This window comes from Parasphingorhabdus sp. (assembly GCF_036964565.1).
Classification (GTDB): domain Bacteria; phylum Pseudomonadota; class Alphaproteobacteria; order Sphingomonadales; family Sphingomonadaceae; genus Parasphingorhabdus.
The window spans coordinates 130,729-155,169 of the sequence record NZ_JBALTN010000010.1; the positions used below are offsets into that span (position 1 = coordinate 130,729).

The following is a 24,441-nucleotide window of genomic DNA, read 5'->3' on the forward strand; positions in this document are numbered from 1 at the left end:
GATCATTTCCTCAGATTATTTTCCAGCCAGCGCGCCACCTGGCGGGGCGTCTGCTTGTCCTCTTCACGGTCGACCCTATAATTGGCTTCCCGCATGTTTTCCACCGTGATTGCGCCAATCAGCGGCTCAAGCGCGGCGACGAACCGGTCGTCGCCCGCGCGCTCCGGTGCGAGCAGCAGGATCGCTTCATAGGAAGGGACCGCGCCTTTCCGGTCTTCCAGCACGACGAAATTGTTGGCCGCAATCCGGCCGTCGGAGGAGAAGGCCGAGATCACGTCGACCTCGCCGCTTTTCAGCGCCGGATACATGAAGGTCGGGTTGAACGCCCGGGCATTTTTGAAGCGGATCGGATAGGCGTCCTGGACCATCTGCCATTCGGGCCGTTCGAGAAATTCGACATCGGTGCCGAAATTGAAGTCGCTGGAGACCCGCGCCAGATCATCGAGCGTCGCCAGCGACTTGGTCCGGGCGTCTGCGGCGCGGACGGCGAAGGCATAAGTGTTCTCGAAGCCCAGCGCGCCGAGCATGGTGACTCCATGGTTGGTGCTGGTCCATTGCGCGATCGTGTCGAGCATCGCGGCTTTCGGCTGGCTGTCGGTGCGCTGCATCTGGTTGGTCCAGAGCGTGCCCGAATAGTCGACATAGACATCGACATCGCCGGCAGCCAGCGCCTGATAGACCACCGCGGAGCCGAGGCCGTCGCGGTAGCGCACCGCATATCCCGCTTCCTCCAGCCGCGAACCGATCAGCCGGGCGAGGATATATTGTTCCGAGAAGCTCTTGGCGCCGATGACCACGACATTGTCGCGCGCGATCAGCAGCGGCAGCGTCGCGATCAGCAGGCCGGCGGCGATCAGCGTGGCCCCGGCTATCGCGAGGACCCGGCGGCGCTCGCGGATGCCGCGCTCGATCAGCCCGAGCAGCAGATCAACCGCGATCGCCAGCGCGGCGGAAAACAGGCAGCCGGCCAGCACCAGCGTCCAGTTCTGCGTCTGCAGCCCGGCAAAGATCAGGTCGCCGAGGCTGGGCTGGCCGACGGTGGTCGACAGGGTGGCCGCGCCGATCGTCCAGACCGCGGCGGTGCGGATGCCGGCCATGATCATCGGTGCGGCGAGCGGCGCCTCGACATGGCGCAGTTTCTGCCAGGCGGTCATGCCGAGGCCGTCGGCTGCCTCGCTGGCCGCCGGGTCGACACCGGTCAGGCCGGTCACCGCGTTGCGCAGGATCGGCAGCAGGGCGTACAGGGTCAGTGCGAGCAGCGCCGGCAGGAAGCCGAAGGCGGAAATGCCGCCGCCGACCAGCGCCGACACGCCCAGCAGCAGCGGATAGAAGAGCGCCAGCAGCGCCAGGCCGGGGATGGTCTGGATCAGGCTGGCGACGGTCAGCGCGACCGCTGCGATCCGCGGCGAACGCGCCGCCCAGATCGCCAGCGGCAGGCAGATCAGCATCGCCAGCAGCAGCGCGGAAAAGCTCAGCTGGACATGCGCCGCCAGCAGCTCCGGGACGCGGGCCAGCGCCTGTTGCCAGGCGGCGTTCATGATGTCTTGCCCAGCGCGATCAGATGCGCGGCCTGGGCGCGGGGGATGGAGACCAGCGCTTCGGCTTCGGCGCCGACATCGCCGGAGACCAGCTCGGCCGGGGTGGCGTCCGCCCGGATCTGGCCGGCCTCCATCACCAGCACGCGGTCGGCCAGGTAGAGCGCCTCGGCCATGTCATGGGTGACGATGATCGTGGTCAGGCCGAGCCGTTCGTGCAGCGCCTTATACTGGTCGGTGAGATTGTCGCGGGTCACCGGGTCGAGCGCGCCGAACGGTTCGTCCATCAGCATCAGGCCGGGCCGGGTTGCCAGCGCCCGGGCGACGCCGACGCGCTGTTGCTGGCCGCCGCTCAGCTGGTCGGGCATGCGGGACGCCATCTCCCGCGGCAGTTCGACGAGATCGAGCAGCTCGGCGACGCGCGCGTCGCGGCCTGTCTTTTCCCCGGCCAGTTCGAGGCCGATGGCGATATTGCGGGCTATGGTCATGTGCGGAAACAGGCCGATATTCTGGAAGACATAGCCGATCCGGCGGCGCAGCACATGCGGGTCGACCGAATCAACCGGATCATCGCCGATCCGGATGGTGCCGCCGGTCGGTTCGACCAGCCGGTTGATCATCTTGAGCAGGGTGGACTTGCCGGAGCCGGACAGACCGACCAGAGCGACCAGCGAGCCGGCGGCAATGTCGAGCGATACCCCGTCGACCGCCCGAATCGCGCCATAGTGGCGGCTGACATCGTGGAGGCGGATGGAGGGACCGGAGACAGGCATCGACGCATAGTGACGGGCTTTGCCGCGCATGTCCAACCCCACTTGACGTCCGCGTCAAAAACGGCTCGAATGAACATCAATGTCAATAAGCAGGCGGGAGCGGAAACATGGGCTATCAGAGCGGACAAAAGACGATCTTCATCACCGGCGGCGCATCCGGCCTCGGCCGCGAGGTCGGGCGCTATTTCGCCGAAAAGGGATGGTTTGTCGGCATTGCCGATATCAATGATCAGGGCATGGCCGAAACCGCTGCGATGCTGCCCGAGGGCCAGAGCTCGGTCCACCGGCTGGACGTGACCGACCGGGCGCAGTGGAAGCAGGCGGTTGCAGAATTTGGCGCAATCACCGGCGACAGGATGCACGTGCTGTTCAACAATGCCGGGATTGGCGAAGGCGGTCCGATCCAGGAGATGACCGACGAGGCGATCGACCTGATGATCGCGATCAACCTGACCGGCGTGATCAGCGGCACCCGCGCCTGTTTCGAAATGCTGAAGGACACGCCCGACAGCTGCGTCCTTTATACCGCATCGGCGGCGGGAATCTACGGGGTGGCCGACCTCAGCGTCTACAGCGCGACCAAGTTCGCGGTGCGCGGGCTGGCCGAATCGCATGACATCGAATTTCGCAAATATGGCATCAGGTCGCGCTCGCTGATGCCGGGGTTCATCGACACCAACATCATCTCGGCGGTGGTCGAGGGCAGCAACCAGAGCGGCAAGCAGAGGCTGGAAGAGGCCGGCGTGATGGTCAGCCCGGTGGCGATCATCGGGCCCGCGGCCTGGGCCGCGGTGCACGGCGACAAGGTGCACACGCCGGTCAACAAGATGGCCAAGCAGCTCGCCTTTGCCGCGCGCTGGATGCCGGGGCGGGTGCGCAAGCAGTCGGTCAGCCTGGCCAGCAACCTGGGCGACGTGCTCGCGGGGGCGGACGACAAATAGCGGCTAGAGACAGGCCTCGATGACAGTGGCCAGATCCACGTCGCGCTGCGACAGGCCGCCGTTTTCGCCGGCGTCATGGGTGGTCAGGGTGATGTCGACCTTGTTGTAGACATTGAACCATTCGGGATGATGGTCGGCCTTTTCCGCGTGCAAGGCGACGCGGGTCATGAAGGCGAAGGCCTCGGTGAAGTCTCCGAACTTGAACGAGCGACGGATCGCGTCGCGGTTCCCGTCATAGTCCCAGCCGGACAGTGTGCCGAGCGCCGCCTTGCGTTCGCTTTCGGTCAGTTGCGCTACCATATTTGTTGCTCCTTGCTTGGCTTTCGCGCCAATTCATGCCTTAAGTCTGTGCGATGAAAGAGGAACAGTCAACCGGAAGCGACGAGCGGCTCGTGGTCGAGGCGCTGGGCTGCGTGCGCGGCGAGCGGCTGTTGTTCCGCGGGCTCGGTTTTGCGCTGGATGCGGGACAGGCCGGACTGCTGACCGGGCCCAATGGCGTTGGCAAGTCGAGCCTGCTGCGGCTGCTGGCCGGGCTGCTCACGCCCTCGGCCGGCAACTACCGGGCACCCGGGACCCGGGCGTTGTGTGACGACCGGCTGGCGCTGGACGAACATCTGCCGCTGGCACAGGCGCTGCGCTTCTGGGCGAAGCTGGACGGCAGGAGCGAGGCCGACGCCGCATCGGCGATGGCGCGGGCCGGGCTGGGTCATCTGGCCGAGGTGCCGGTGCGCTATTTCTCCACCGGCCAGCGGCAGCGGGCGCGGCTGGCGCGGACCTATTTGTCAGGCGCTCAGCTGTGGCTGCTGGACGAGCCGGCCAATGGCCTCGACAGCGATTCGGTCAGCCAGCTCGGGACGGTGCTGCAAGAGCATCTGGATGGCGGCGGGATGATTCTGGCGGCGAGCCATATTCCGCTGCCGATCGCCTTTGATATCAGCCTGCGGCTCGAGCCATTGGAAGAATTGGAAGCTTATAGATGATCGGCAATCTTGCGACGATCATCTGGCGCGACGTGCGGCAGAGCTACGCCAGCGGCGGCACCTGGCTGCCGGTGATTTTCTATCTGTCGGCGGCGACGCTGTTTCCCTTTGCCGTCGGGCCGGACCGCGACCTGCTGCTGCAGACCGGCGGCGGGATATTGTGGATCGCGGCGCTGCTGGCGACGCTGCTGCCGCTCGACCGGCTGATCCAGCCCGATCTGGAAAATGGCGTGCATGACCAGCTGATCGTGCGCGGGCTGTCCGACGAGATGATCGCGGCGGCGCGGATGGTGTCGCACTGGCTGGCCTTTGGTCCGCCGCTGCTGCTCGCCGCCTTTCTGGCGAGCGGGCTGATGGGGCTGGAAGGCGCGGCGCTGGGCACGCTGCTGGCGAGCCTGGCCATTGCCACCCCTGCCCTCGCCGGGCTGGCGGTGATGATCGCCGCGCTGACCGCGGGCCTGAAGGGCGCGGGCGCGCTCGGCGGCCTGCTGCTGGTGCCGCTGGCGATCCCGCTGCTGATCTTCGGAGCGGGAAGCCTGTCCGCGCCGGGCGGCAGTGCCTTGCTGTTTCTGGGTGCGATTTCGCTATTATTGGTGGCGATCACGCCCTTTGCGGCGGGCGCGGCGCTGGCTGCGGTGCGGGAATAGCAGCAGGGGAGCGCGTGCAAGGCCCGGCCTCGGAAAAAGCCGGGCAATCCCATTCAAAATCCTGTAGCAGGCTGGTCATGTCAAATTCAAATGCACTTCTGGTGGCGTTGCGCCAGATCAACCGGGCGATCGACCTACAGTCCAAGAAGCTGGAAAAGGAAACGGGCCAAACCACGCCGCAGCTTCTGGTCCTGAAGGAACTGGCCAAGGAGGGGCGGGCCAAACCGTCGGTGATTGCGAAATCCGTCCATCTGTCGCACGCCACGGTCACCTCGATCGTCGACCGGCTGGAAAAATCGGCGATGGTGACGCGGGAGAAAAACGAGGACGATCGCCGTTCGGTGGAGATTATCCTGACCGAAAAGGGGAGCGAATGCATCCGCAACGCGCCGGAGCTGCTACAGGAGGATTTTCTCCTGGCCTTCGCCAAGCTCGAACCGTGGGAGCAGAATCTGCTGGTCTCTTCCGTGCAGCGGATCGCCGTGATGATGGACGCCAACCGCATCGATTCCGCGCCAATCCTGGAGATAGGGGAAATCCGGCCCTAGGAGGAGGACACCTCGTTCATGCCGTCGCCGGCCGGCAGTTCCCAGGGCAGGTGCCGATCGTCGAGCACCACCATATTCTTGTCGGTGATCAGCGTACCACCGGTCTTGTACCCCAGCAGCTGCATGGCGGTCATCGTCGGATTGCGGGCCAGAGCCATGGTTTCGTCGGAGGAGAAGTTGGTCAGGCCGCGGGCGATCTCGCTGCCGGACTCGCCGTAGATATGAATCACGTCCCCCTTGACATAGGGCCCCTGGATGGAAAGCACGTCTTCCCGGCCGAGGTGGCGCGGACCGGATTCAAGCGCCTTGGCCGCCTTTTCATTGATCACGATGCTGCCGGCCATCTGCAGCCGGTCGGATAGCCAGTTGGCCCATGCCGATTCCGGCCGTTCGTTGGCCAGAATCGTGGTGTGGCGCCGCTCGCCGTTGAGCACCGACGTCACCGGATGTTCATATTCCCCGTGCGCGATCAGCGTCTCGCAACCCGCATTCTGGGCCATGTGCGCCGCCTGGATCTTGGTCAGCATGCCGCCGCTGCCGAGGCTGCTGACGCCTTCGGTGACAGCCAGATAGGGGGACACATCGCTCAATTCCTCGACCAGCTTCGCGCCAGGCTCCGAGGGATCGCGGTCGAACAGGCCATCGACCTGAGTGAGGATGACGAGCGTGTCGGCCTGCAGCATCTGGGCAATCTTCGCCGACAGCCGGTCGTTGTCACCGACCCGGATTTCTTCGGTGGTGATCGTGTCGTTTTCATTGATGATCGGCATGATATCGGCCTCGAGCAGCCGGTCGACGGTGTTCTTGGTGTTGAGGAAGCGCTTGCGGTCCTCCAGATCGCGCAGGGTCACCAGCACCTGGGCGATCTCGAAACTATATTCGTGGGCGACCTGCTTGTAGCCGTTGAGCAGCAGCGGCATGCCGCAGGCAGCAGCCGCCTGCTTGTCCCGCAATCCTGCCGTTTCCGGCCTTTCGCCGATCATGTTCATGCCCAGCGCGACAGAGCCGGACGAGCACAGGATCACCTTGGCACCCGATTCGCGCAACTGGGCGATGTCCGACAACAGATGGTGCATGAACGCCCAACGCGGCGTCAGCCGCTCCTGATTTGCCAGCAGGCTCGATCCGACTTTTACGACTATCGTTTTGCCCTTTACCATTTTATGCCTTGTCCTTCATAATGTGCCCCGCAGGTAGGGACTGATCTGATCCAGTGCAATAATTTAGTGATCAAAATACCCAAATTTGCACAGAAGCTTTAAAAACTTGCATTTGTTGACAACGCTGTTTTGAGTACTAAGCATATCCTGAAATTCCCTTATAACAGACAACGCGAGATTGATTTGAAAAAAATATTGCTGCTGGGCTGCGGAAACATGGGCGGTGCGCTGCTCAAGGCATGGGCGGAGCAGACCGACCATGAGTTCACCGTGGCAGATCCCGCCAAGCCCGACCTGCCCGAGCACGTCACGCAGGTGGACAGTGTCGACGAACTGGACGGAGCGATGTTCGACTGTCTGATCGTTGCGCTCAAGCCGCAGCTGATCGATACGGTGCTTCCCGATTATCTGCCGGTTCTCGCGCCCGACGGCGTCATCAGTTCGATTGCGGCGGGATATTCCGCCAGCCGGCTGGCAGCGCACGCGGCCGGCCGCTCGGTTATCCGGATCATGCCCAACCTGCCCGCCTTCATCAGCAAGGGCGTCAGCGGGCTTTATGCCCATGGCGATGTACCCGAGGCAGCGACGGGGTTGATAGAACAGCTGGCCCTGTGTTCGGGGGAGATCGTCTGGGTGGACAGCGAAGACATGCTGGATCGCCTGACAGCGGTGGCGGGCAGCGGCCCGGGTTACGTGTTCGAAATGCTGCGGGCCTATATCGAAGCAGCAGAGGCGCTGGGATTCAGCGCGGAAGACGCCAGGACCCTGGTTCTCGGCACTGTGCAGGGGACGCTGGAAATGGCGCGGCAATCGGACCGGTCGCTCGAGGATTTGCGCAACAGCGTGACCAGCAAGGGCGGAACCACGGCCGCCGGTCTCAACGCGCTGAACGGCAGCGGAGTCTATTCGGACCTGATCCGCGATACGCTGCAGGCCGCCTATGAGCGGGCTGTCGAGCTGAGATAGGCTGAGCGGCAAACGGCCGCCCGGACGTCACGCGAGTCCCTGATGTCTTTGCCTGCGGCGGCCCATGGCGCGAAGGGTCCACGCCACGACGAGCGGTGCCAGATGCGCCGCAGCGGGCTGCCAGGTCCAGTTGAGCAAGATCCAGTGCGCAAGCCCGATCAGCAGCGCCAGATAGACCAGGCGCTGCAGCTTTTTCCAGCTCTTGCCGAGCCTGCGCATTGCGTAGTTGAAGCTGATCGCAGCCGGCGGCACCATGAGCAGCAGCGACAGCCAGCCGGTCCAGATCCCGGGTAGCCCCAACTCGCCCATCATGGCGCCTATCGTGCCCATGTCCGCCATGTAGAACAGCATATGCAGTAAGGCATAAGCGAAGGCGGCCACGCCGAGATTGCGACGCACCGCGAGCCAGGCCCGGAAAAAGCGGTTCCGTCCGAAATACTCCGACAGCGGGCCGGCGAGCAATGCCAGAATCATCAACCGGATCGAGGTCTCGCCGCTGGGGTGCAGCATATCCATCGCCAGCGCGTCACCCTTGAACACCGGTGCCAGCATCAGCGCGGCGGGGACGGCGAGCAGAATCCACAATATTGCCTTGGCAGCGGTGCGGTTCATGGCCAAGCCTGAAGCTGCATCATGTCAAAGAGCCCGTCCTTCGCCATTTGATCATTCCTAGGTCAGCAGCGACACGTTGCCGCCGGCAGCGGTGGTATCGTTGCAGACATGGCGCTCCACAAGGCACTGATGATCAAAATTTTCCTCGGTGATCAGCGGTAGCAGCGCGCCATCGCGCTTGGACAGCGCCATGCGGATCGCCCGGATATCCTCGATATCGCTCCAGCAGACGATGCCGTCCAGGCCGGACAGGTTGGCCAGCATCGCGCGCGGGACAAACCCGTCGAGGCTCTGCTCCCCGGTCGCACCGGGGACGCAGACCAGCGGCTGGCAGCCCTGCTGCCTTACGATGTCCGCCTGTTTCGCGGCATCTTCCGGCGTCGGCCCGAGACAGAGGATGGTCCCCCGGGCATAGGTGAACAGTTCGTTGGATTCGCCGGTCGGTCCGGGCATCATGACCGCGCTGCGCGGCCCCGGGTCGGCCGCTGGCAACTGGTCGAGCGCCGCTTGTACGGTTTCGTGGGGCAGGTCCTGCCCGGGATGGACCGGGTTTCTCGGTCCGGCGTTTTCGTAGAAGCGGGGCAGATAATGCGGCCCGCCGGCCTTGGGGCCGGTACCCGACAGGCCTTCGCCGCCGAATGGCTGGGACCCGACAACCGCACCGACCTGGTTGCGGTTGACGTAGATATTGCCGACCTTGAGCGCGCCCGTCAGCTTGTCGATGCGGCGCTCGATCCGGGTCTGCAGGCCGAAGGTCAGTCCGTAGCCGCGATTGTTGATATCGCTGATGACCTGGTCAAGCTGGTCATTTTCATAGGTCGCCACATGCAGCACGGGTCCGAATATTTCCTCTTCCAGATCGTTGATGCCGTTGACCCGGATCACAGCGGGGCCGACAAAATGACCGTCCTCCGGTGCATCGAGCTGCATCAGCAAGCGGCCGTCCGCCTTGGCGGCGGCGATATGCTTGCTGATCTTGTCCTGCGATGCCCGGTCGATGACCGGCCCGATATCGGTCGACAGCCACCAGGGGTTGCCGAGCGACAAGGCCTCCATCGCTCCGCTCAGCATGTTCAGGAACGGCTCGGCAATATCCTTCTGCAGATAGAGCACCCGCAGCGCCGAACAGCGCTGGCCGGCCGACTGGAAGGCGGAGGTGACGATATCGCGCACGGTCTGTTCCGGCAGCGCGGTCGAATCCGCGATCATGCAGTTCAGGCCGCCGGTCTCGGCAATCAGCAGCGAGTCAGCCTGGCCATTCTCCGCGATATTGCGATGGATGGCCTGTGCGGTGGCAGTCGAGCCAGTAAAGCAAACGCCGTTGATCCGGGGATCGCCGCTGATCGTGGCGCCGACCGTGGCACCGGCGCCGGGAAGCAGCTGCAGTGTTGGCAGGGGGACGCCGGCCTCGTGCAGCAAATGGGTCGCCAGAGCCGCGATCAGCGGCGTCTGGTCGGCCGGTTTCGCCAGCACCGCATTGCCGGCAGCCAGAGCCGCCGCGATCTGCCCGGTGAAGATTGCCAGCGGGAAATTCCATGGCGAGATGCAGCCGATGATGCCGCGGGCCTTCCTGTCGGGTGTCTTCTCCGCTTCCTTGGCATAATAGCGCAGGAAGTCGACCGCCTCGCGCAATTCGGCGATCGTGTCGAACTGGGTCTTGCCGGCTTCCCGGGCCAGCAGCGCAAAAATCTCGCCGTGATGCTGTTCGTAGAGATCGGCCGCCTTGCGCAGAACCGCAGCCCGTTCGCTGACCGGTGCATTCCAGGGGCGGGCCTCCTCGATGGCATCCAGCGCCTGCTGTTCATCGGCTTCGATGACTTCGCCGACCTGACTGTCGGTGATCGCGGGATTGAAGATCTTGTGCGCGGTGCCGCTGGTGACCGGCCGCACGGTGATCGGCGACGACCGCCACAGCTTTTCGGCAAAGGGCGCGCGCTCCGACACATAATCGTTCATGTCGGTCCGGTTGGCCAGATCCCAGCCGCGCGAATTGAGGCGCTCCGGCATGTAGAGATCGGACGGCTTGATGATCCTCGACCGGCTCGCCTGCTGATCCGCCTGCAGCGTGTTGAACGGATCGGTGGCGATCATTTCGGCGGCCACCGAATGGTTGGCCAGCTGGTTGACGAAGGAGGAATTGGCACCATTTTCGAGCAGGCGGCGAACCAGATAGGCCAGGAGCTCGCGATGCTTGCCGACCGGTGCATAGATCCGCGAGCGGACCTTTTCGTTGCGCAGCAGGGCCTCGTGCAGGGTTTCGCCCATGCCATGGAGGCGCTGGAACTCGAAATCCTGCCTGTTGCCGGCCATTTCCAGAATCGCCGCGACGCTGTGCGCATTGTGGGTGGCGAATTGCGGATAGATGCGATCGGTCATGTTGAGCAGTTGCGAGGCGCAGCAGATATAGCTGATATCGGTGGCCGACTTGGTGGTGAAAACCGGGAAATCGGGCACGCCGTCCATCTGCGCGCGCTTTATCTCGCTGTCCCAATAGGCACCCTTGACCAGCCGGACCATGATCTTGCGGTCGAGCTGGGTGGCCAGCGAATAGAGCCAGTCGAGCACGAAGCTGGCCCGCTTGCCGAAGGCCTGCACGACCACGCCGAAGCCGTCCCAGCCGGTCAGGCGCGGATCGCTCAGCACCATCTCGATCATGTCGAGCGACAGGCCGAGCCGGAAGGCTTCCTCGGCATCGATGTTCAGTCCGACATTGGCATCGCGGGCGGCGCGCGCCAGCTGGCCAACGCGGTCGGCAAGCTCGGGAACGGCCTTTGCCTGCTGGCTCATTTCGTAGCGGGGATAGAGAGCGGACAGCTTGATCGACAGACCGGGGTTTTCGCGGAGGTCGTCGGATACGGCGACCTTGGCTATTTCCCGGATCGCATCCTCATAGGCCGCGAAATATTCGTCGGCACCGGCCTGGGTGATCGCCGCCTCGCCGAGCATGTCATAGGAGTAAGTGGCGCCCTTGGCCTTCCATTTTTCCGCCCGCTTCAGCGCCAGCTTCATGTCCTCGCCGAGCACGAACTGGTTGCCCAGTTCCTTCATCGCCTGGCGCACGGCCATGCGGATCACCGGCTCGCCGAGCCGCTTGATCGCGCCGCGCAAGGCATCCAGCGGGCCACGGCTGGCCGGCTTGTTGATCACGCTGCGGGTCATTTCGAGGGCGTAGGTCGAGGCATTGACCAGCGAACTCTCGGACTGGCCGATATGCTCTCGCCAGTTGGAGGGGCCGATCTTGTCCTCGATCAGGTCGTCGATCGTCTGGCTGTCCGGAACGCGCAGCAGGGCTTCGGCCAGCGTCATCAGGGCCAGGCCCTCGTCAGTCGACAGGCCATATTCGCCGAGGAAGCTTTCGGTCAGGGTCGGGCCCGAGGCGCTCCGCACCTCCCGCACGACCTGGATCGCGCGCTCCTGGATGCGCTTGCGCATATTCTCGTCGGGTCCGTATTTCGAAACCAGATATTCCAGAATCTCCGCCTCGTCGGTGCGATGGTGCGTGCGGACTTGGTCCCGGAAATCAATCAGAGTATTCATTAATCAAGCTTTTCCTACAGTTATGCCGAGATTTCTAGTTTTGCAGATTTGCAGATCATGGTGGAACGAGACGATGACCAAATGGGGGAAGGTCAGTCGGCTGGCAGGCGCAGAGTATCGCATTAGAGGCTTCGAACGCAACCTTTGTCGCCCGCCGCCCGCATTTTCGCCTGATTTCCGGGAATCCCGGCCCGATCGCTATTCCGTTAGATGAATTGGCAGGGCGGTCGAACTCTTGATTTCGGACAGGGCAATGCTCGAGGTTATTTCCTGCACGCCGGACAATCTGGACAGCTTCTCGAAGAACAGCCGTTCATAGGCTTCGATGTCGACGGTGACGACCCGCAGCAGAAAGTCGACGGTTCCCATCAGGACATAGCATTCGATCACTTCCGGGATATCGGCAATCGCGGCTTCGAAATCCGCCAGATGCGCCCGGCCGTGCGCCGACAATTTGACCTGGGCGAATACCTGCGCGCGCAATCCGACCTTCTTGCGGTCCACCAGCACCACGCGCTTGCGGATCACCCCGGATTCCTCGAGCATGTTCACCCGGCGCCAGCACGGAGATTGCGACAAGCCCACCCTCGTCGCCAGTTCGCTGCTCGAGATCCGGGCATCCTCCTGCAATATTTCGAGGATTTTTCTCTCATAGCGATCAAGCTGCATAATTTATTCCATTTATGTCGTTATTATGCCTTCCTTATGCACATAAGAGTGGATTCAATCAATGATAGACCAACATATTCCGCTATTCCGGTTTAAATAGGACCATATTTTCAACCAGCCTTTTCAGGAGCAAACCATGGTCAGCCACCGCAACCCTCTCATGACCCATGAGGCGGTATATAATTTCCACGATCAAGCGACAGGCGTGCAGGCGGTTATCGCCGTGCACTCGACGACGCTCGGTCCGGCCGCTGGCGGATGCCGGGTGCTGCATTACGACGATTACGCAGGGGCGGTCCAGGATGCGATGCGGCTGTCTGAAGGCATGGCCTACAAGAACGCCCTTGCCGGCCTGCCCTTCGGCGGCGGCAAGGCGGTCATCATGTTGCCCGAGAACGCGGATGCACCCGATTTCGACCGGAACCGCATGTTCAGAACATTCGGCCGCTGGGTCGACAGCCTCGACGGGGCCTATGTGACGGCGGAAGATGTCGGGTGTTCCGTCGAGGACATGCAGATGGTCGCCACCGAAACGGGCTATGTATCGGGCCTGCCCAGCCGTCCCGGACTGGCGGGCGGCAACCCCGGGCCCTGGACCGCGAAAGGCGTGTTTCTCTCGATCGAAGCGCTGGTCCGCCACCGGTTCGGGTCTGATCTCAAGGATGTCGTCGTCGGGGTCCAGGGCCTGGGCCACGTGGGCTTTGCGCTATGCGAACTGCTGCACCAGGCCGGTGCCAAGCTTCTGGTCAGCGACCTGAACGGGCAAGCCCCTGCCCTCGCGGCGCAGAAACTGGGTGCCGAGATCGTCAAGCCGGAGAAAATGCAGGCGGTGGCGATGGATGTGTTCGCGCCCTGCGCCCTCGGCAATATTCTGACCGAAACGACCATCCCGCTGCTCAAGGCGGCTGTCGTCTGCGGCGCCGCCAACAATCAGCTGGCAACGGCCATGCAGGGCCAGCAGCTGGCCGACCGGGGCGTGCTTTATGCGCCGGATTACCTGGTCAATGCCGGCGGCATCATCAATGTCGCGGCCGAATATCTGCGGGAAACCACCGACTCGGTCGAAAGCCGGGTGGCGCAGATACCGCATCGGCTGATGCAGCTTGTGCGGCGGTCCGAAGCCGAGAAAATCGCCACGAATGTCTTGGCCGACCGGATGGCGCAGGACATCGTGGCAGCCGGTCAGCCGTCGAAGGTCGCCTGATCCACGAAAAAGGCCGCTCGCCGGACTATCGCGCCGATGCAGCGGCCTTTTCAGCCTCCCGAAGAACCCGCAGCAGATTGCCGCTGGCGAGCTTGGCGAGATTGTCGTCACTCCAGCCGCGGCGCACGAGTTCCGCAAACAGCGCCGGATATTTGTCGACCGCGTCGAGTCCCTCGGGCGCATCCGGTATTCCGTCCAGATCGGCGCCCAGACCAACATGATCGAAACCGGCGGTCTTGGCGATATAGTCGACATGATCCGCGACCATGGCGATCGTGGTGCGCGGCATCGGGTTTTTCTTCTGCCATTCGGCGAGAGCGGCAGCCGCCTTGTCCGGCTGCCCAATATAAAGTCCGCCATAAGGCGGGGCATTGAGCCGCGTCTTCTGCGCGGCGAGTTCGGCATCCCAGCGGCGGCGGGCTTCGGAGGCATAGCCGGGATAGAAATTGACCATGACGATGCCGTTGTTGGCCACCAGCAGCTTGAGCACGTCATCCGGCACATTGCGCGGGTGATCGGTCACGCCGCGCGCATTGGAATGGGAAAAAATGACCGGGGCCGTGGAGATGGCCAGCGCGTCTTTCATCGTTTCGGGCGAAACATGGCTGAGGTCGACCAGCATGCCGAGCCGATTCATCTCGCGCACGACCTGCTCGCCGAAGGACGTCAGACCGCCATGAACCGGCGAATCGGTAGCGGAATCCGCCCATTCGGTATTCGTCGAATGGGTCAGGGTCATGTAGCGTGCGCCGAGCGCGTACATCTGCCGGAGAACCGCAAGCGACCCGCCGATCTGATGGCCGCCCTCGATGCCGATCAGCGACCCGACCTTGCCGGCCTGCATTGCCCCCTCCAGATCGCTGGCGGTCAGGGCGAGGCCGAAATCGGCGGGATAGGCAGCGACCATCTGCTTGACGAGGTCGATCTGTTCGACGGTCATTTCAACCGCTTCCGGTCCCGTGACCGAAACCGGAATCCAGACCGACCAGAACTGGCCGCCGACATGTCCCTGGCGCAGGCGCGGTATGTCGGTCATCAGCGGGATGGCATCGGGCATCGATTCCGGTGGCGGCAGGCCAGCGGTATCCTTGGCCAGATCCACTTTTGAAAGATCGCCGTCGAACCACTCGCGCAAGGCCCAGGGCAGATCATTGTGACCGTCGATGACGGGATGCGCGCTGAGCACCTGCTCGACACGGGCGGCGGTTGCCCGATCCGCGGCGGCGGGTTGCGCTGTCGCCAGGCTCGACGAGGCAAGCATCGCGGCCGTGAAAGCTGCTCTTTTCAAATAGGCCAAGATCATTCCTTTTCGTTTTTCGGTACAAAATTCAGATGGTGGTAGTCAAAGCTGAAATCGGCAATCGGCGAAACCGCCTTTGCCGTCACCCCTTTGACCTTGCCCGCGGCCCCGATCGCGAATGTCAGATAGGCCGGCTCGATCGACGGATCGGCGAATTCGGTGACGAAAGTATCATATTGCCAATGCCTGAGTCGCCCCTTCATTCCCGGAGTTGTCGCAAAATTCACGCTCAACCCCTTGCCGTCGGCGGCAACCACCAGATCGCCATACCACGGATCGGCATAGGTCCCGGCATAGCGGGCGACCGGAAGCGAGGGTCCGACATCGGCCGGCTGGTCCTTCGCACCGCTCACCACCGCTGCGGCCCCGGCAAGCCGTTCACTGACAAAGGCCCCAAATTTCGCAGGCCAGTCCTGAGCTGGCCGGCCCAGATAATGGTCAAGCAACTGGTACATCAGTCCGTAGCGGGGCTGAATATCCTCGGCGTTCACTTCGATGGCGAAGCCAATATTCTTCTCCGGAATCAGCACCACGATCGAGGTAAATCCGAAAAGGCCGCCGGCGTGCCACACGATCTGCGTCCCGTGATAGTCCTGAACCTGCCAGCCAAGCGCATAGGCCTGATAGGTGGGTGTCAGCTCTTCCAGCCCCTTGCGCGGCGCTGGGATCGGCATCGGCGTGACCGGCTCCCACATTTCCCGGCCGCTTTCCTCGCTGAACAGCCTGCCGCCTTCGGGCGTCGCGCCAGATGCCAGCTGGATCTGCAGCCAGCGCGCCATGTCCTTGGCGCTCATCGCGATCATGCCGGCGGGTGCGGCAGCACGGCCCAGCTGATCGCGTTCATCGAGCAACGTCTGGTCGCCCAATCCCCGGACGATGCCGCCGACCCGGCCGTGCGGGAAAGCGCGATTGGGGTTGCCAAAATGCGCGGCATCGGTGGCGGCGGCAGTCTTCAGAGCTGCGGGCGCAAACACATGATCGTGCATATAGGCTTCCCAGCTCTGACCGCTGACTTCCTCGATCAGCTGCCCTGCGACCGCGTAGAGGATGTTGTCATATGCATATTCGCTGCGAAAGCTGGTTTCCGGCTTGATATGGCGCAGACGGCGCACCAGTTCCTTGCGCGATATGTCGCCGCGCGGAACGTAGAGCAGGTCGCCCGCGCCCAGCGGCAGGCCGCTGCGGTGGACCAGCAGGTCGCGGACCGTCATCTCGCGCGTCACCCATGAATCGTACATCTGGAACCAGGGCATATGGTCGATGACCGGATCGTCCCAGCCGATTTTCCCGTCGTCGACCAATGTGGCCAGAGCGGCAGCGGTGAACGCCTTGCCGGTCGAGCCGATCATGAAAATCGTGTCGGCATCGACCTTGTCGTCGGACCCGATCTTGCGAACACCATAGCCTTTCGCCAGCGTGACCTCGCCATTTTCGACGATGGAAATAGCCAGGCCCGGCGTTCCGGCATTCTTGCGCACATCTTCCACATGGCTGTCGAAATTGGCGGGCGGGGCGGCCAGCAGCGGCATGTGAGGGACGGCGCAGCTGACCGCGGCTGCCGCAGAGAGGATAATTCGGCGAACATCAAGCATGGGACAGCTCCGTTTTTATAGGCGAGAGAATGATATGCTCCGGACAGCAATGGCCGTTGCAATCGGCAAGCAGGAAGATCCGGCAGGGACAGATGGATCCGGAAAGAATCCGACGGGAAGACAGGTGCGCGCGTGCCGCGTTTCCGATCATCCGGCGAGACAGCTTTCCACCAGAGCAGCAAAGCGGGAGCCGCCCCGCATCGGGTCGGCGGCCGGTAGGTTGAGCCGTGCACTTTCCCGATCAAGCAGGCGGTCGGCTTCGGGCTCGGCTAGATGCGATGTATTGATGCTGACGCCGCCGCAGCGAACCGCAGGATTGATTCGGCGCGCCAATTTGAGATTGAGCTCGATGGCCTCCTCGACCGAAGGCAGGGCGTATTGGTCCAGGCCAAGGATATTCTGCCGGCCGGCCTGGTGGCACAATATGATGACATCGGGCTGGCTGCCATGGAGCAGGCCCGTCGAAACGCCCGCATAGGCGGGGTGAAACAGCGATCCCTGCCCCTCGATGACGTCCCAGTGATCCTCGTCCGCGTCGGGGCTCAGCATTTCCGCCGCGCCCGCGAGAAAATCCGCGACCACGGCATCGATCGGAATGCCGCTGCCGGCGATCATGATGCCGGTCTGGCCGGTGGCCCGGAAATCGCAGTCCAATCCGCGTTCGGCAAACGCCCTGGCCAGTGCCAGCGCGGTATATTTCTTGCCGAGCGCGCAATCGGTGCCAACGGTGAGAAGGCGCTTGCCGGTGCGTTTGCGTCCGGTTCCTACCGGGATATTGGCCGGCGGACATCGAACATCGATCAGGCTGCGCCCCAGGCTATCCGCGAGATGGCGCATTTTCAAATTGCTCGCGAGCGGCGAGTGCATGCCGCTGATCAGGTCAAGACCCGCATTCAGCGCATCGACCATCGCCGGCAACCAGCTGGCCGGGACAATGCCGCCCGGATTGGCCACCCCGATGATCATCGAGCGCGCACCGGCCGCATAGGCTTCGGCCGGTGTCATCGCCTTCAGTCCGGTCGACACCGTTGCCTCGGGCAAACAATATTCGCCTACGCATTTGTCCCCGGCCCAATCGCTCAAGCCGAAAGCGGTTTTTGCGAAACCCGGTTCTGTCGTGTCGCCCAGAAAAAGCAGATAGGGCCCGGGCAGCGTTGGCGCCGCGTCACGCGGTCGCCATCGAGATTGCGCGGTCGTCGCGGTGCCTGCATCCATGCCTCAATACTCGGCCGTCAGCGCCAGACCGATCGAGCGTGGCCGAATGATGCCGGTGCCGATAGCGCCGTTGGGCAAAACCGGCAGACCATTGGAATTGAGCGATGCGATCGAGGTTTTTCCGTCGCTGTTGGTGAGGTTTCTTACAAATCCTTCCACGCGGAACTGCCCGAAGTCGAGACCTGCCCGCAGGTCGATTACCTCATAGGAAGGCAGCTCGCGCTGCCGGCCGTTGGCCGTGCGATAAGCACCGTCAAACGCGCCGGACTGCTTGGACAGGAACCGCAGCGAGCCGCCGAAGGAAGCGGTGACGCTGTCGCTGAGCGACCATTCATAGTCGCCGTTCACGCTGATGCTGTACTTCGGAGTGAAGGGCAGAGCATCGCCCTTGATGCCCCCAACCAGATTGGCGCCGGGCACGCCGTTGGTAACCACGACCGTGTCATCGGTCAGGCGGGCATCGGTATAGGCACCGTTGACCGACAGCACCAGACCCGGGGTTGGCCGCGCGGTCGCGGTAAATTCCAGACCGTCACTCTCGGCCCCCGGCCCGTTGGTGTTGACATTGAAATTGCCGATCGCGGCAATCAGCTGCACGTTGCTCCAGTCGATATGGTAGACGGCGGCCTCGATGCTGAAGCTGTTGTCGAGCGTAGCTGCCTTGACCCCCAGTTCATAGCTGAGCACCGTATCGGAATCGAAGGTCTGCACACTGGCCGGCGCTCCGGGGGCCAGAGCGTTCGGCCCGCCCGGGCGGAAGCCCTTTGCGACCCGCGCATAGACGGACGCATTGTCGCCGAACTTGAATTTTGGCGCGACCGAATAGGTGAATACATTTTCGGAGGAATTCTGGCTTGCCGAAGTCAGCCCCCCGGCCAGCGGCCCGTCCGTGCCCTGCAACGCGTTCTGGTTGTTGTGGCTATAGCGTCCGCCAAGATCGATATCGAACCGGTCGCCCAGATGTACGGTCGCGTTGGCGAAGCCCGCGATTTCCTCATATTCGGAATCCAGAGTCGCGATCGCCAGCGTGCCCAGAGCGGTGATGCGATTCAGCGTGCCTTGCGTGACCGGGATGAACTCCTGATCGATCAGGCCGTTTTCCTTGGTATAATAGCCGCCGATGATCCAGTCGATGAAGCTGCTTTCGGACGATGCGAGCCGCACTTCCTGTGTGAACTTCTTCGCGCGCGTGGTCTGGTTGAGATAGATCTGGTCGGGAAACAGGCCCAGCGCCGTGCTCAGGTTGAAGGACAGATCATCGCGGAACTGCTGCTCCAGCGTGGCGTAGCTGGACGAAGACGTCAGAGTGGCGAAGCCGAAATCATAGTCGATCACGCCATTGTAGACGCGGTAGCTGACATCGCTTGCAGGCGATACGAACAGCGACTGGGTCGGGCGTCCGAACAGGGTTTCGAGCGTATCGGGATCGCTTTCGACCGAGGATGGGGCATCGGCCTCGAAATTCTGGAAAATTGCACTGAGGCGTACCGACAACGCATCGTCTGGCGTAAATTTCAGGGAAGCGCGACCACCATAGGATTTCGTGCCGTTGATATTTTCTGCCTGACGCGAGGTGAAGGTCGAACCGAACAGATCCGTCGAGGTGGAGCCGATGGAATCGATGAAGCCGCCCTGCTTGCGATAGGTACCTGACGCCCGGAAGGCCAATGTGTCGCCAAGAGGCACGTTGATCACGGCGTTGCCTGCATAGGAGATATCGCCACCCTTGACGGTTTCGACGGATCCCCGGACGCGACCGACAAATTGTGTTGTGTCTGGCTCGTTCGTCACGAACTTGACCACGCCGCCGAGGGAACTTGCGCCGTACAGCGTGCCCTGGGGGCCGCGCAAGACTTCGACGCGGGCAACGTCGAATGTGTCGAAATCGCCGGCCAGAATGGCGCCGTTGACGAGACCGCTGCTCGAACCAAAGGGCGTTTCATCGACATAGGTCGCAACCGTCGAAGCGACGCCGCCGGTATTGACGCCGCGAATGACCAGCCGTCCGAAGCCGGGCGTGTCCTGCACCAACTGGAGGCCTGGCACCAGGTTCAGGTAATCCTGAAAGGATGATGCCTGCTGCGCCTCCAGCGCATCCCCCGATACGACCGAGATGGACTGGGGCACATCGACCAGCGTCTGCTCGCGCTTTTGCGCGGTCACGATGATGATACCCGAATTTCTCGCGCCGGCCTCATCCACATCGTCGGCCTGTTCCTGAGACCAGGCCGCGCCGCTCCAGAGCATGGCAACCAATGCGGTCGACATGCCGGCAGTGCGGATCGCGCTTGCCCGTGCCGTCCGGCCATTGACGAAATTTGACGATTTTGATCCCCAAAGCATGATTTTTCCCCGTTTTTTGATTTTTATGTCCTGATCAGGAAAACTAGTACCTAATTAGATAATTTGTCAATCGGTAAAAGCTGCGGGCGAACCGCCTGGTCGTGCTCGGCAATGACGCGCGCGGCGGTTGGCGAGAGCAGGTAGAGAATTCCCGCCGAGATCGTCGCGATACCGGCGAGGATCAGGAAGAAAACCGGTCGTTCAAAAACGCTCCACAACGTCCCGACCAGCCCGGCAGCCAGACTGCCGCTGAAGATCGTCAGGTACCAGGCCGCCACTGTGGTGGCACCAAAGCGCGGCGGCGCCAGCCGGGCGAACAATCCCAGACCATTGGGGAGAATATAGAGTTCGCCCAAGGTAAAGATGGCGAAGAAGGCGACGAGCCACAGCGCGTTGGCGCGATCATCCCCGCTGATAACGGTCGCTGCCGCCAGAACGAGATAGGCGCAGGCCACGATAAGCGCTCCGATGGCCATCTTGATGATCGGCTCATGCTCCTTTCCTCCCACCGCACGCCGCTGCCAATGCGCAAGCAGCAACGGTGTCATCAGAATGACGAGCAGCGGATTGAGGGACTGGAACCAGGTCATCGGCACGGTCCAGCCGGCCACCAGCCGGTCGACCCCGGTATCGGCCCAAAGCGCCACGGTATTCCCGACCTGTTCATAGGCGCCGCGGAACACGGTCACCGCCAAGCCAATGCCGAGCAGGAAAAGATAGGGGCGGAAATCGTTCGGCCGCTTTTCGTCGCTTGCGCTGGCAAAGCGGCTCGGTTCCGGGGGAAGATATTTGCCTCCGACCAGATAGATCAACAGCCCGAGAAACATGCCGATACCGGCGGCGCCGAATCCCCAGTGCCAGCCATAGACTTCGCCCAGCGTTCCGCACACCAAGGGTGCCAGAAATCCGCCGATATTGATCCCGACATAATAGACATTATAGGCCCAGGGACGCCGGGGGTCGCCAGGCCCGTAAAGATCATTGATCTGGCTGGGCAATGTCGGCAGGAACAGACCATTGCCCAGAGCAATAGTGGCCAGCGCGACATAGAGCATCGGCTCGAAGGCCATCATGAAATGCCCCGCCGCCATGATCGTGGCGCCGATGATCACCGCCTTTCGCTTCCCCAGCCAGCGGTCGGCAATCGCTCCGCCGACGATCGGGGTGAAATAGGCGAGCGCGGTGTAGCTGCCGTATATGAACGACGACGTCTGCTGATCGATCAGCAGTTCCTTGGTCATGTAATAGATCAGCAGCGCCCGCATCCCGAAATAGGAAAACTGCTCCCACATGTTGGTCAGGAACAGGATGGTCAGGCCGCGTGGCTGTCCGAACCAGGTTTTTTCGGTGGCGACCATCATGGCTGAACCGGCTTTCCAGAACCCCAGATATTGTCATCGCACGTTACAAGGCCGTCGGCATAGCGGATGGAAGGCTTGCGGTCTTCCGTCAGGAAGATCGGGCCGTCGAGATCGACCACTTCGCACAGCTGGCCCAGCACGTAGGCCGGCGCCATCGCCAGGCTGGTGCCCACCATATTGCCAACCATGACCCCCAGATCACGCGCGCGAGCGGCGCGCGCCATTGCCAGGCCTTCGGTCAGGCCGCCGCATTTATCCAGCTTGATGTTCACGATGTCGAAGCGCCCTACCAAACCGTCAATGTCGGCCAGCGAAAGGGCAGATTCATCCGCGGCCACCGGTATTGGCGAGTCAAAGCCGTCGAGAGCGCCCTCGTCCCCGCGCGCAAACGGCTGTTCGAGCAGGCTGACGCCACAGGCGGTCAGCGCCTGCATCACAAGCTTGATGGTGTCGCGGGTAAATCCCTGATTGGCGTCTACCGCCAGCCAGACCTCCGGTCGTGCGGCCCGAATGGCCTCGATCCGGCCGATATCGTCCTCGGCATCGCCGGTCAGCTTGACCTTGATCCGCTTCGCATGGCTGTAATTGCGAGCGCCCTCCGCCATTTTTTCAGGCGTGTCAGCGCCCAGCGTGAAAGTCGTTTCCAGCGGACGGGGTGCTGACAATCCCGCCAGCTCCCATACCGGCTTGCCCGCTTCCGCTGCTTCGAGTTCCCACATCGCGCAATCGAGAGCATTGCGTGCTCCGCAAGGCGGGAGCAGCGATTGCAAGGCCACGCGATCGGCGCCATCCTCAATCGCGGCGCGCACCTTCTCGATGGTCGCGACCATCACAGCGGCGTCCTCGGAAAGATAATAGACCCCGGAGGCTTCGCCCCGCCCTGCATACGACCCCTTGACCAGCGTCACGACCACGACGTCATGCGAAGAGAAGACGTGGCCCGAGATACGAAAGGGAGTGGCGAGCTGGAGAGGTTCGATGGCAACGTGCAGCCGAACCCGGGACATCAGAAATTCAGTCCAAGGGTCAGCATGCCCGCAACCAGCGCGACCCACGTAATCAGCAACATCGCTACCATCAGCACCACGGCCCACGCGCGCGCCTGCCAGCTGCGCGGAGATTGGAAGACCTGCAACAGGTTCCAGCCGGTGGCGGCCAGGCCGCCAATGATCGTCAGGATACCGAAGATCTGCAGAACCTGCAGCAGCCAGTCGAATCCTCCGTTGAGATTGGCTTCTTCGATCGAGATCAGGCTGATGAACCCGACCCAGCCGAGGATCAGCACCACCACGGCAGCGGCGGCTATCCGGGTGGCCCGATAGGCCCGCATGTCATTGCGCTCCAGCACCAGAGGTGCCTGGTAGCGGCGCCGCACCAGTGCCCGCACCGGCCAGAGCAGCAAGGTGATGAACATGACCGCCAGTGCAGCCATAGCCGCTGGCATCAGCCATGCGGAATCCTTGTACCAGGGAACTCGGTCGAACACCATGAACGGCGAGATCATGTCGAAGGACCAGCGCACCGGCTTGCCGTCCACGACCTTGGCTGCCAGCTTTTCATGGTTGACCGGATCCTGCCAGACGAAGGGCGCAACTTCGACCCATTTGCGCGGGGCACCGCCCGGGGTCAGAAGATCTGGGACGAGCAAGCTGCCATCTTCCGCCACCCCGACCTGGGTCTGGCCGGTGAAATAGAGAAGCCGGAACCAGCTCGACTCGGCACGGCGCGAACCCTCCCAGGTGCCCGCCATCAATTGCGCATGCTCGCGCTGCGTCTTGCTGTCGAGCGGAGCCGGCATCGGCGGGCCGGGGAAATAGCGGTCCGCAAAATCGTGGAACAGCGCGATCCGGACGGTGCCGGCAGCACCCTGCTTGCCGGCGCTGTTGAACGAGACATAGAAGCCGGTATCTTCATTCTCGAAGAGATGCAGCGAGGTATGGAAGTCGGACGTATCGCCCAGATGCGCGATCACCTGCCGACCGTTGACATTGGTTTCAAAGAAACCGAGCTCCATCCGGTTCAGGCCCGGAATAAATGTCGTTGGGGAATCATGCATCTGGCGCGCGGTTTCCGGCTTCAGAATCCGCTGGCCATCCAGTTCGCCGCCGTTCAGATGCGCCATCATGAACCGCGCCATGTCGGCGCCGGACGCGGACAGCGAACCCGCCGGAGCAGGACCGACATGCTCGAAATCCCGCGCGTCTTCGCTCGCCCTTGCATAGCCCTTTGACATGTAGGGCACCAATTTCTTGGGCAATGGCTGGCGCATCGTCGCATAATCCATGCCCAGCGGGTCGAATATATGCCGGTCGGCATAGTCATAAAAATTTTCACCGGACGCGCGCTCGACAATATAGCCGGCCAGCGACGTGGCATAATTGGAATAGGCCGGCGTGCTGCCGGGCTCGAAGATGGTTTCGGGCGTCCAGCGCTTGAGCAGCGCGACATAGTCCGGAACGGAATTGGGACCACGGCCAATGATAGACTTGGCGTTCTCCTCGAATCCCGCCGTATGCTGCATCAGTTGCCGCATCGTTATCGGGTCGCCCTGTTCGGGAGAGATTTTGAAATCGAGATACTGGTCGACATTGGTATCGAGATCAATCTTGCCCTGCTCGACCATTTGCATGACTGCAGTCCATGTCACCAGCTTGGAAACCGAACCGGGGCGGAACAGGGTGCGCTCTGGATCAACCGGCTTGCGCTTTTCAACGTCGGAATAGCCATAGCCGCGCTCGCTGATGATCTCGCCATCCTTGACCACGACCACGACCACGCCGGCAATGTCCGATGAAGCCAGGGCAAAGGGCATATATCCGTCGAGCCAGGCATTGACGTCGCTGCTGGTCAGCGGCTTCGCTCCCGAAGAAGGAACCTGGACATCTTCGGTCTGCGCGACCGCCGGCGTTGCGTCGGGAGTGAGCGGCAAGTCGACCTGCGCCAGTACCGGTATCGCCAAAATAGCCAAAGCCGCGCCGATGATGGTCCGTCTGATTGTCATGCTAACTCTCCGCCCTTATTCGATTTCCTGACTGACTGATTGCAATCGCCATGAAAT

18 protein-coding genes and 3 pseudogenes are annotated in these 24,441 nt (G+C 62.5%); 6 read left to right on the top strand and 15 right to left on the bottom strand.

Annotated features, from left to right (window positions below; all coding sequences use genetic code 11):
* Positions 1-2 precede the first annotated feature (2 nt).
* Together V7650_RS14590 and V7650_RS14595 are read right to left on the bottom strand one after the other, a co-directional pair.
* Complete coding sequence (locus V7650_RS14590; RefSeq protein ID WP_335656969.1) at positions 3-1,538, bottom strand: ABC transporter permease/substrate-binding protein; 1,536 nt, start codon at positions 1,536-1,538, stop codon at positions 3-5.
* Positions 1,535-2,212: pseudogene (locus tag V7650_RS14595) on the bottom strand (ATP-binding cassette domain-containing protein); the annotation flags it as partial. The gene V7650_RS14590 and the pseudogene V7650_RS14595, both read right to left, overlap by 4 nt.
* A gap of 203 nt (positions 2,213-2,415) precedes the next feature.
* Here V7650_RS14595 and V7650_RS14600 point away from each other — a divergent pair.
* Positions 2,416-3,249: an SDR family oxidoreductase gene (locus V7650_RS14600; RefSeq protein WP_335656970.1), complete on the top strand. Its 834-nt coding sequence runs from the start codon at positions 2,416-2,418 to the stop codon at positions 3,247-3,249.
* Positions 3,250-3,252: 3 nt separating this feature from the next.
* On the opposite strand, the gene V7650_RS14605 is transcribed toward V7650_RS14600, so the two are convergent.
* Positions 3,253-3,582: a 4a-hydroxytetrahydrobiopterin dehydratase gene (locus tag V7650_RS14605; RefSeq protein ID WP_335657002.1), complete on the bottom strand. Its 330-nt coding sequence runs from the start codon at positions 3,580-3,582 to the stop codon at positions 3,253-3,255.
* A gap of 20 nt (positions 3,583-3,602) precedes the next feature.
* Between V7650_RS14605 and ccmA the strand changes: the two are divergent.
* Positions 3,603-4,163, top strand: a pseudogene (ccmA, locus tag V7650_RS14610) (heme ABC exporter ATP-binding protein CcmA); the annotation flags it as partial.
* Here ccmA and V7650_RS18275 read toward each other — a convergent pair.
* Positions 4,125-4,223, bottom strand: a pseudogene (locus V7650_RS18275) (hypothetical protein); the annotation flags it as partial. The pseudogenes ccmA and V7650_RS18275 overlap by 39 nt on opposite strands.
* Before the next feature lie 2 nt (positions 4,224-4,225).
* On the opposite strand from V7650_RS18275, the gene V7650_RS14615 reads away from it, so the two are divergent.
* Complete coding sequence (locus V7650_RS14615) at positions 4,226-4,876, top strand: heme exporter protein CcmB (protein WP_442955309.1); 651 nt, start codon at positions 4,226-4,228, stop codon at positions 4,874-4,876.
* A gap of 77 nt (positions 4,877-4,953) precedes the next feature.
* On the top strand, positions 4,954-5,424 hold the full coding sequence (locus V7650_RS14620) for a MarR family winged helix-turn-helix transcriptional regulator (protein WP_335656972.1): 471 nt from the start codon (positions 4,954-4,956) through the stop codon (positions 5,422-5,424).
* On the opposite strand, the gene proB is transcribed toward V7650_RS14620, so the two are convergent.
* Positions 5,421-6,584, bottom strand: a complete 1,164-nt coding sequence (gene proB, locus V7650_RS14625) for a glutamate 5-kinase (protein WP_335656973.1) — start codon at positions 6,582-6,584, stop codon at positions 5,421-5,423. The genes V7650_RS14620 and proB overlap by 4 nt on opposite strands.
* Positions 6,585-6,767: 183 nt before the next feature.
* On the opposite strand from proB, the gene V7650_RS14630 reads away from it, so the two are divergent.
* Positions 6,768-7,550: a pyrroline-5-carboxylate reductase family protein gene (locus V7650_RS14630; RefSeq protein WP_335656974.1), complete on the top strand. Its 783-nt coding sequence runs from the start codon at positions 6,768-6,770 to the stop codon at positions 7,548-7,550.
* 27 nt (positions 7,551-7,577) lie between these two features.
* Here V7650_RS14630 and V7650_RS14635 read toward each other — a convergent pair whose 3' ends face one another.
* The 3 genes from V7650_RS14635 to V7650_RS14645 form a co-directional block, all read right to left on the bottom strand.
* Positions 7,578-8,162, bottom strand: coding sequence for a sulfite oxidase heme-binding subunit YedZ (locus tag V7650_RS14635; protein WP_335656975.1), 585 nt, complete (start codon positions 8,160-8,162; stop codon positions 7,578-7,580).
* 57 nt (positions 8,163-8,219) lie between these two features.
* Positions 8,220-11,699, bottom strand: a complete 3,480-nt coding sequence (gene putA, locus V7650_RS14640; protein WP_335656976.1) for a bifunctional proline dehydrogenase/L-glutamate gamma-semialdehyde dehydrogenase PutA — start codon at positions 11,697-11,699, stop codon at positions 8,220-8,222.
* 198 nt (positions 11,700-11,897) lie between these two features.
* A complete protein-coding gene (locus V7650_RS14645) occupies positions 11,898-12,368 on the bottom strand; it encodes an Lrp/AsnC family transcriptional regulator (protein WP_442955310.1) in 471 nt (156 codons plus the stop codon).
* Between the two features lie 136 nt (positions 12,369-12,504).
* On the opposite strand from V7650_RS14645, the gene V7650_RS14650 reads away from it, so the two are divergent.
* Positions 12,505-13,572, top strand: a complete 1,068-nt coding sequence (locus tag V7650_RS14650) for a Leu/Phe/Val dehydrogenase (RefSeq protein ID WP_335656977.1) — start codon at positions 12,505-12,507, stop codon at positions 13,570-13,572.
* 25 nt (positions 13,573-13,597) lie between these two features.
* On the opposite strand, the gene V7650_RS14655 is transcribed toward V7650_RS14650, so the two are convergent.
* From V7650_RS14655 to V7650_RS14685, 7 genes are all read right to left on the bottom strand, one after another.
* Entirely contained in the window at positions 13,598-14,875 is a 1,278-nt protein-coding gene (locus V7650_RS14655; RefSeq protein WP_335656978.1) for a dipeptidase, read from the bottom strand.
* The gene (locus V7650_RS14660; protein ID WP_335656979.1) at positions 14,872-16,464 is read right to left on the bottom strand and encodes a serine hydrolase; all 1,593 of its coding nucleotides are present in this window, start codon (positions 16,462-16,464) and stop codon (positions 14,872-14,874) included. The genes V7650_RS14655 and V7650_RS14660 overlap by 4 nt, the downstream gene beginning before the upstream one ends.
* 147 nt (positions 16,465-16,611) lie before the next feature.
* Positions 16,612-17,679 (bottom strand): DUF1611 domain-containing protein, encoded by a 1,068-nt coding sequence (locus V7650_RS14665; protein WP_335656980.1) that lies wholly within the window; start codon positions 17,677-17,679, stop codon positions 16,612-16,614.
* 3 nt (positions 17,680-17,682) lie between these two features.
* Positions 17,683-20,022, bottom strand: coding sequence for a TonB-dependent receptor (locus V7650_RS14670; RefSeq protein ID WP_335656981.1), 2,340 nt, complete (start codon positions 20,020-20,022; stop codon positions 17,683-17,685).
* Positions 20,023-20,072: 50 nt separating this feature from the next.
* Positions 20,073-21,383, bottom strand: a complete 1,311-nt coding sequence (locus V7650_RS14675; RefSeq protein WP_335656982.1) for a peptide MFS transporter — start codon at positions 21,381-21,383, stop codon at positions 20,073-20,075.
* Positions 21,380-22,390, bottom strand: coding sequence for a dipeptide epimerase (locus V7650_RS14680; protein ID WP_335656983.1), 1,011 nt, complete (start codon positions 22,388-22,390; stop codon positions 21,380-21,382). The genes V7650_RS14675 and V7650_RS14680 overlap by 4 nt, the downstream gene beginning before the upstream one ends.
* Positions 22,390-24,384 (bottom strand): serine hydrolase domain-containing protein, encoded by a 1,995-nt coding sequence (locus tag V7650_RS14685; RefSeq protein WP_335656984.1) that lies wholly within the window; start codon positions 24,382-24,384, stop codon positions 22,390-22,392. Before V7650_RS14685 ends, V7650_RS14680 begins: the two co-directional genes overlap by 1 nt.
* Between the last annotated feature and the right edge of the window lie 57 nt (positions 24,385-24,441).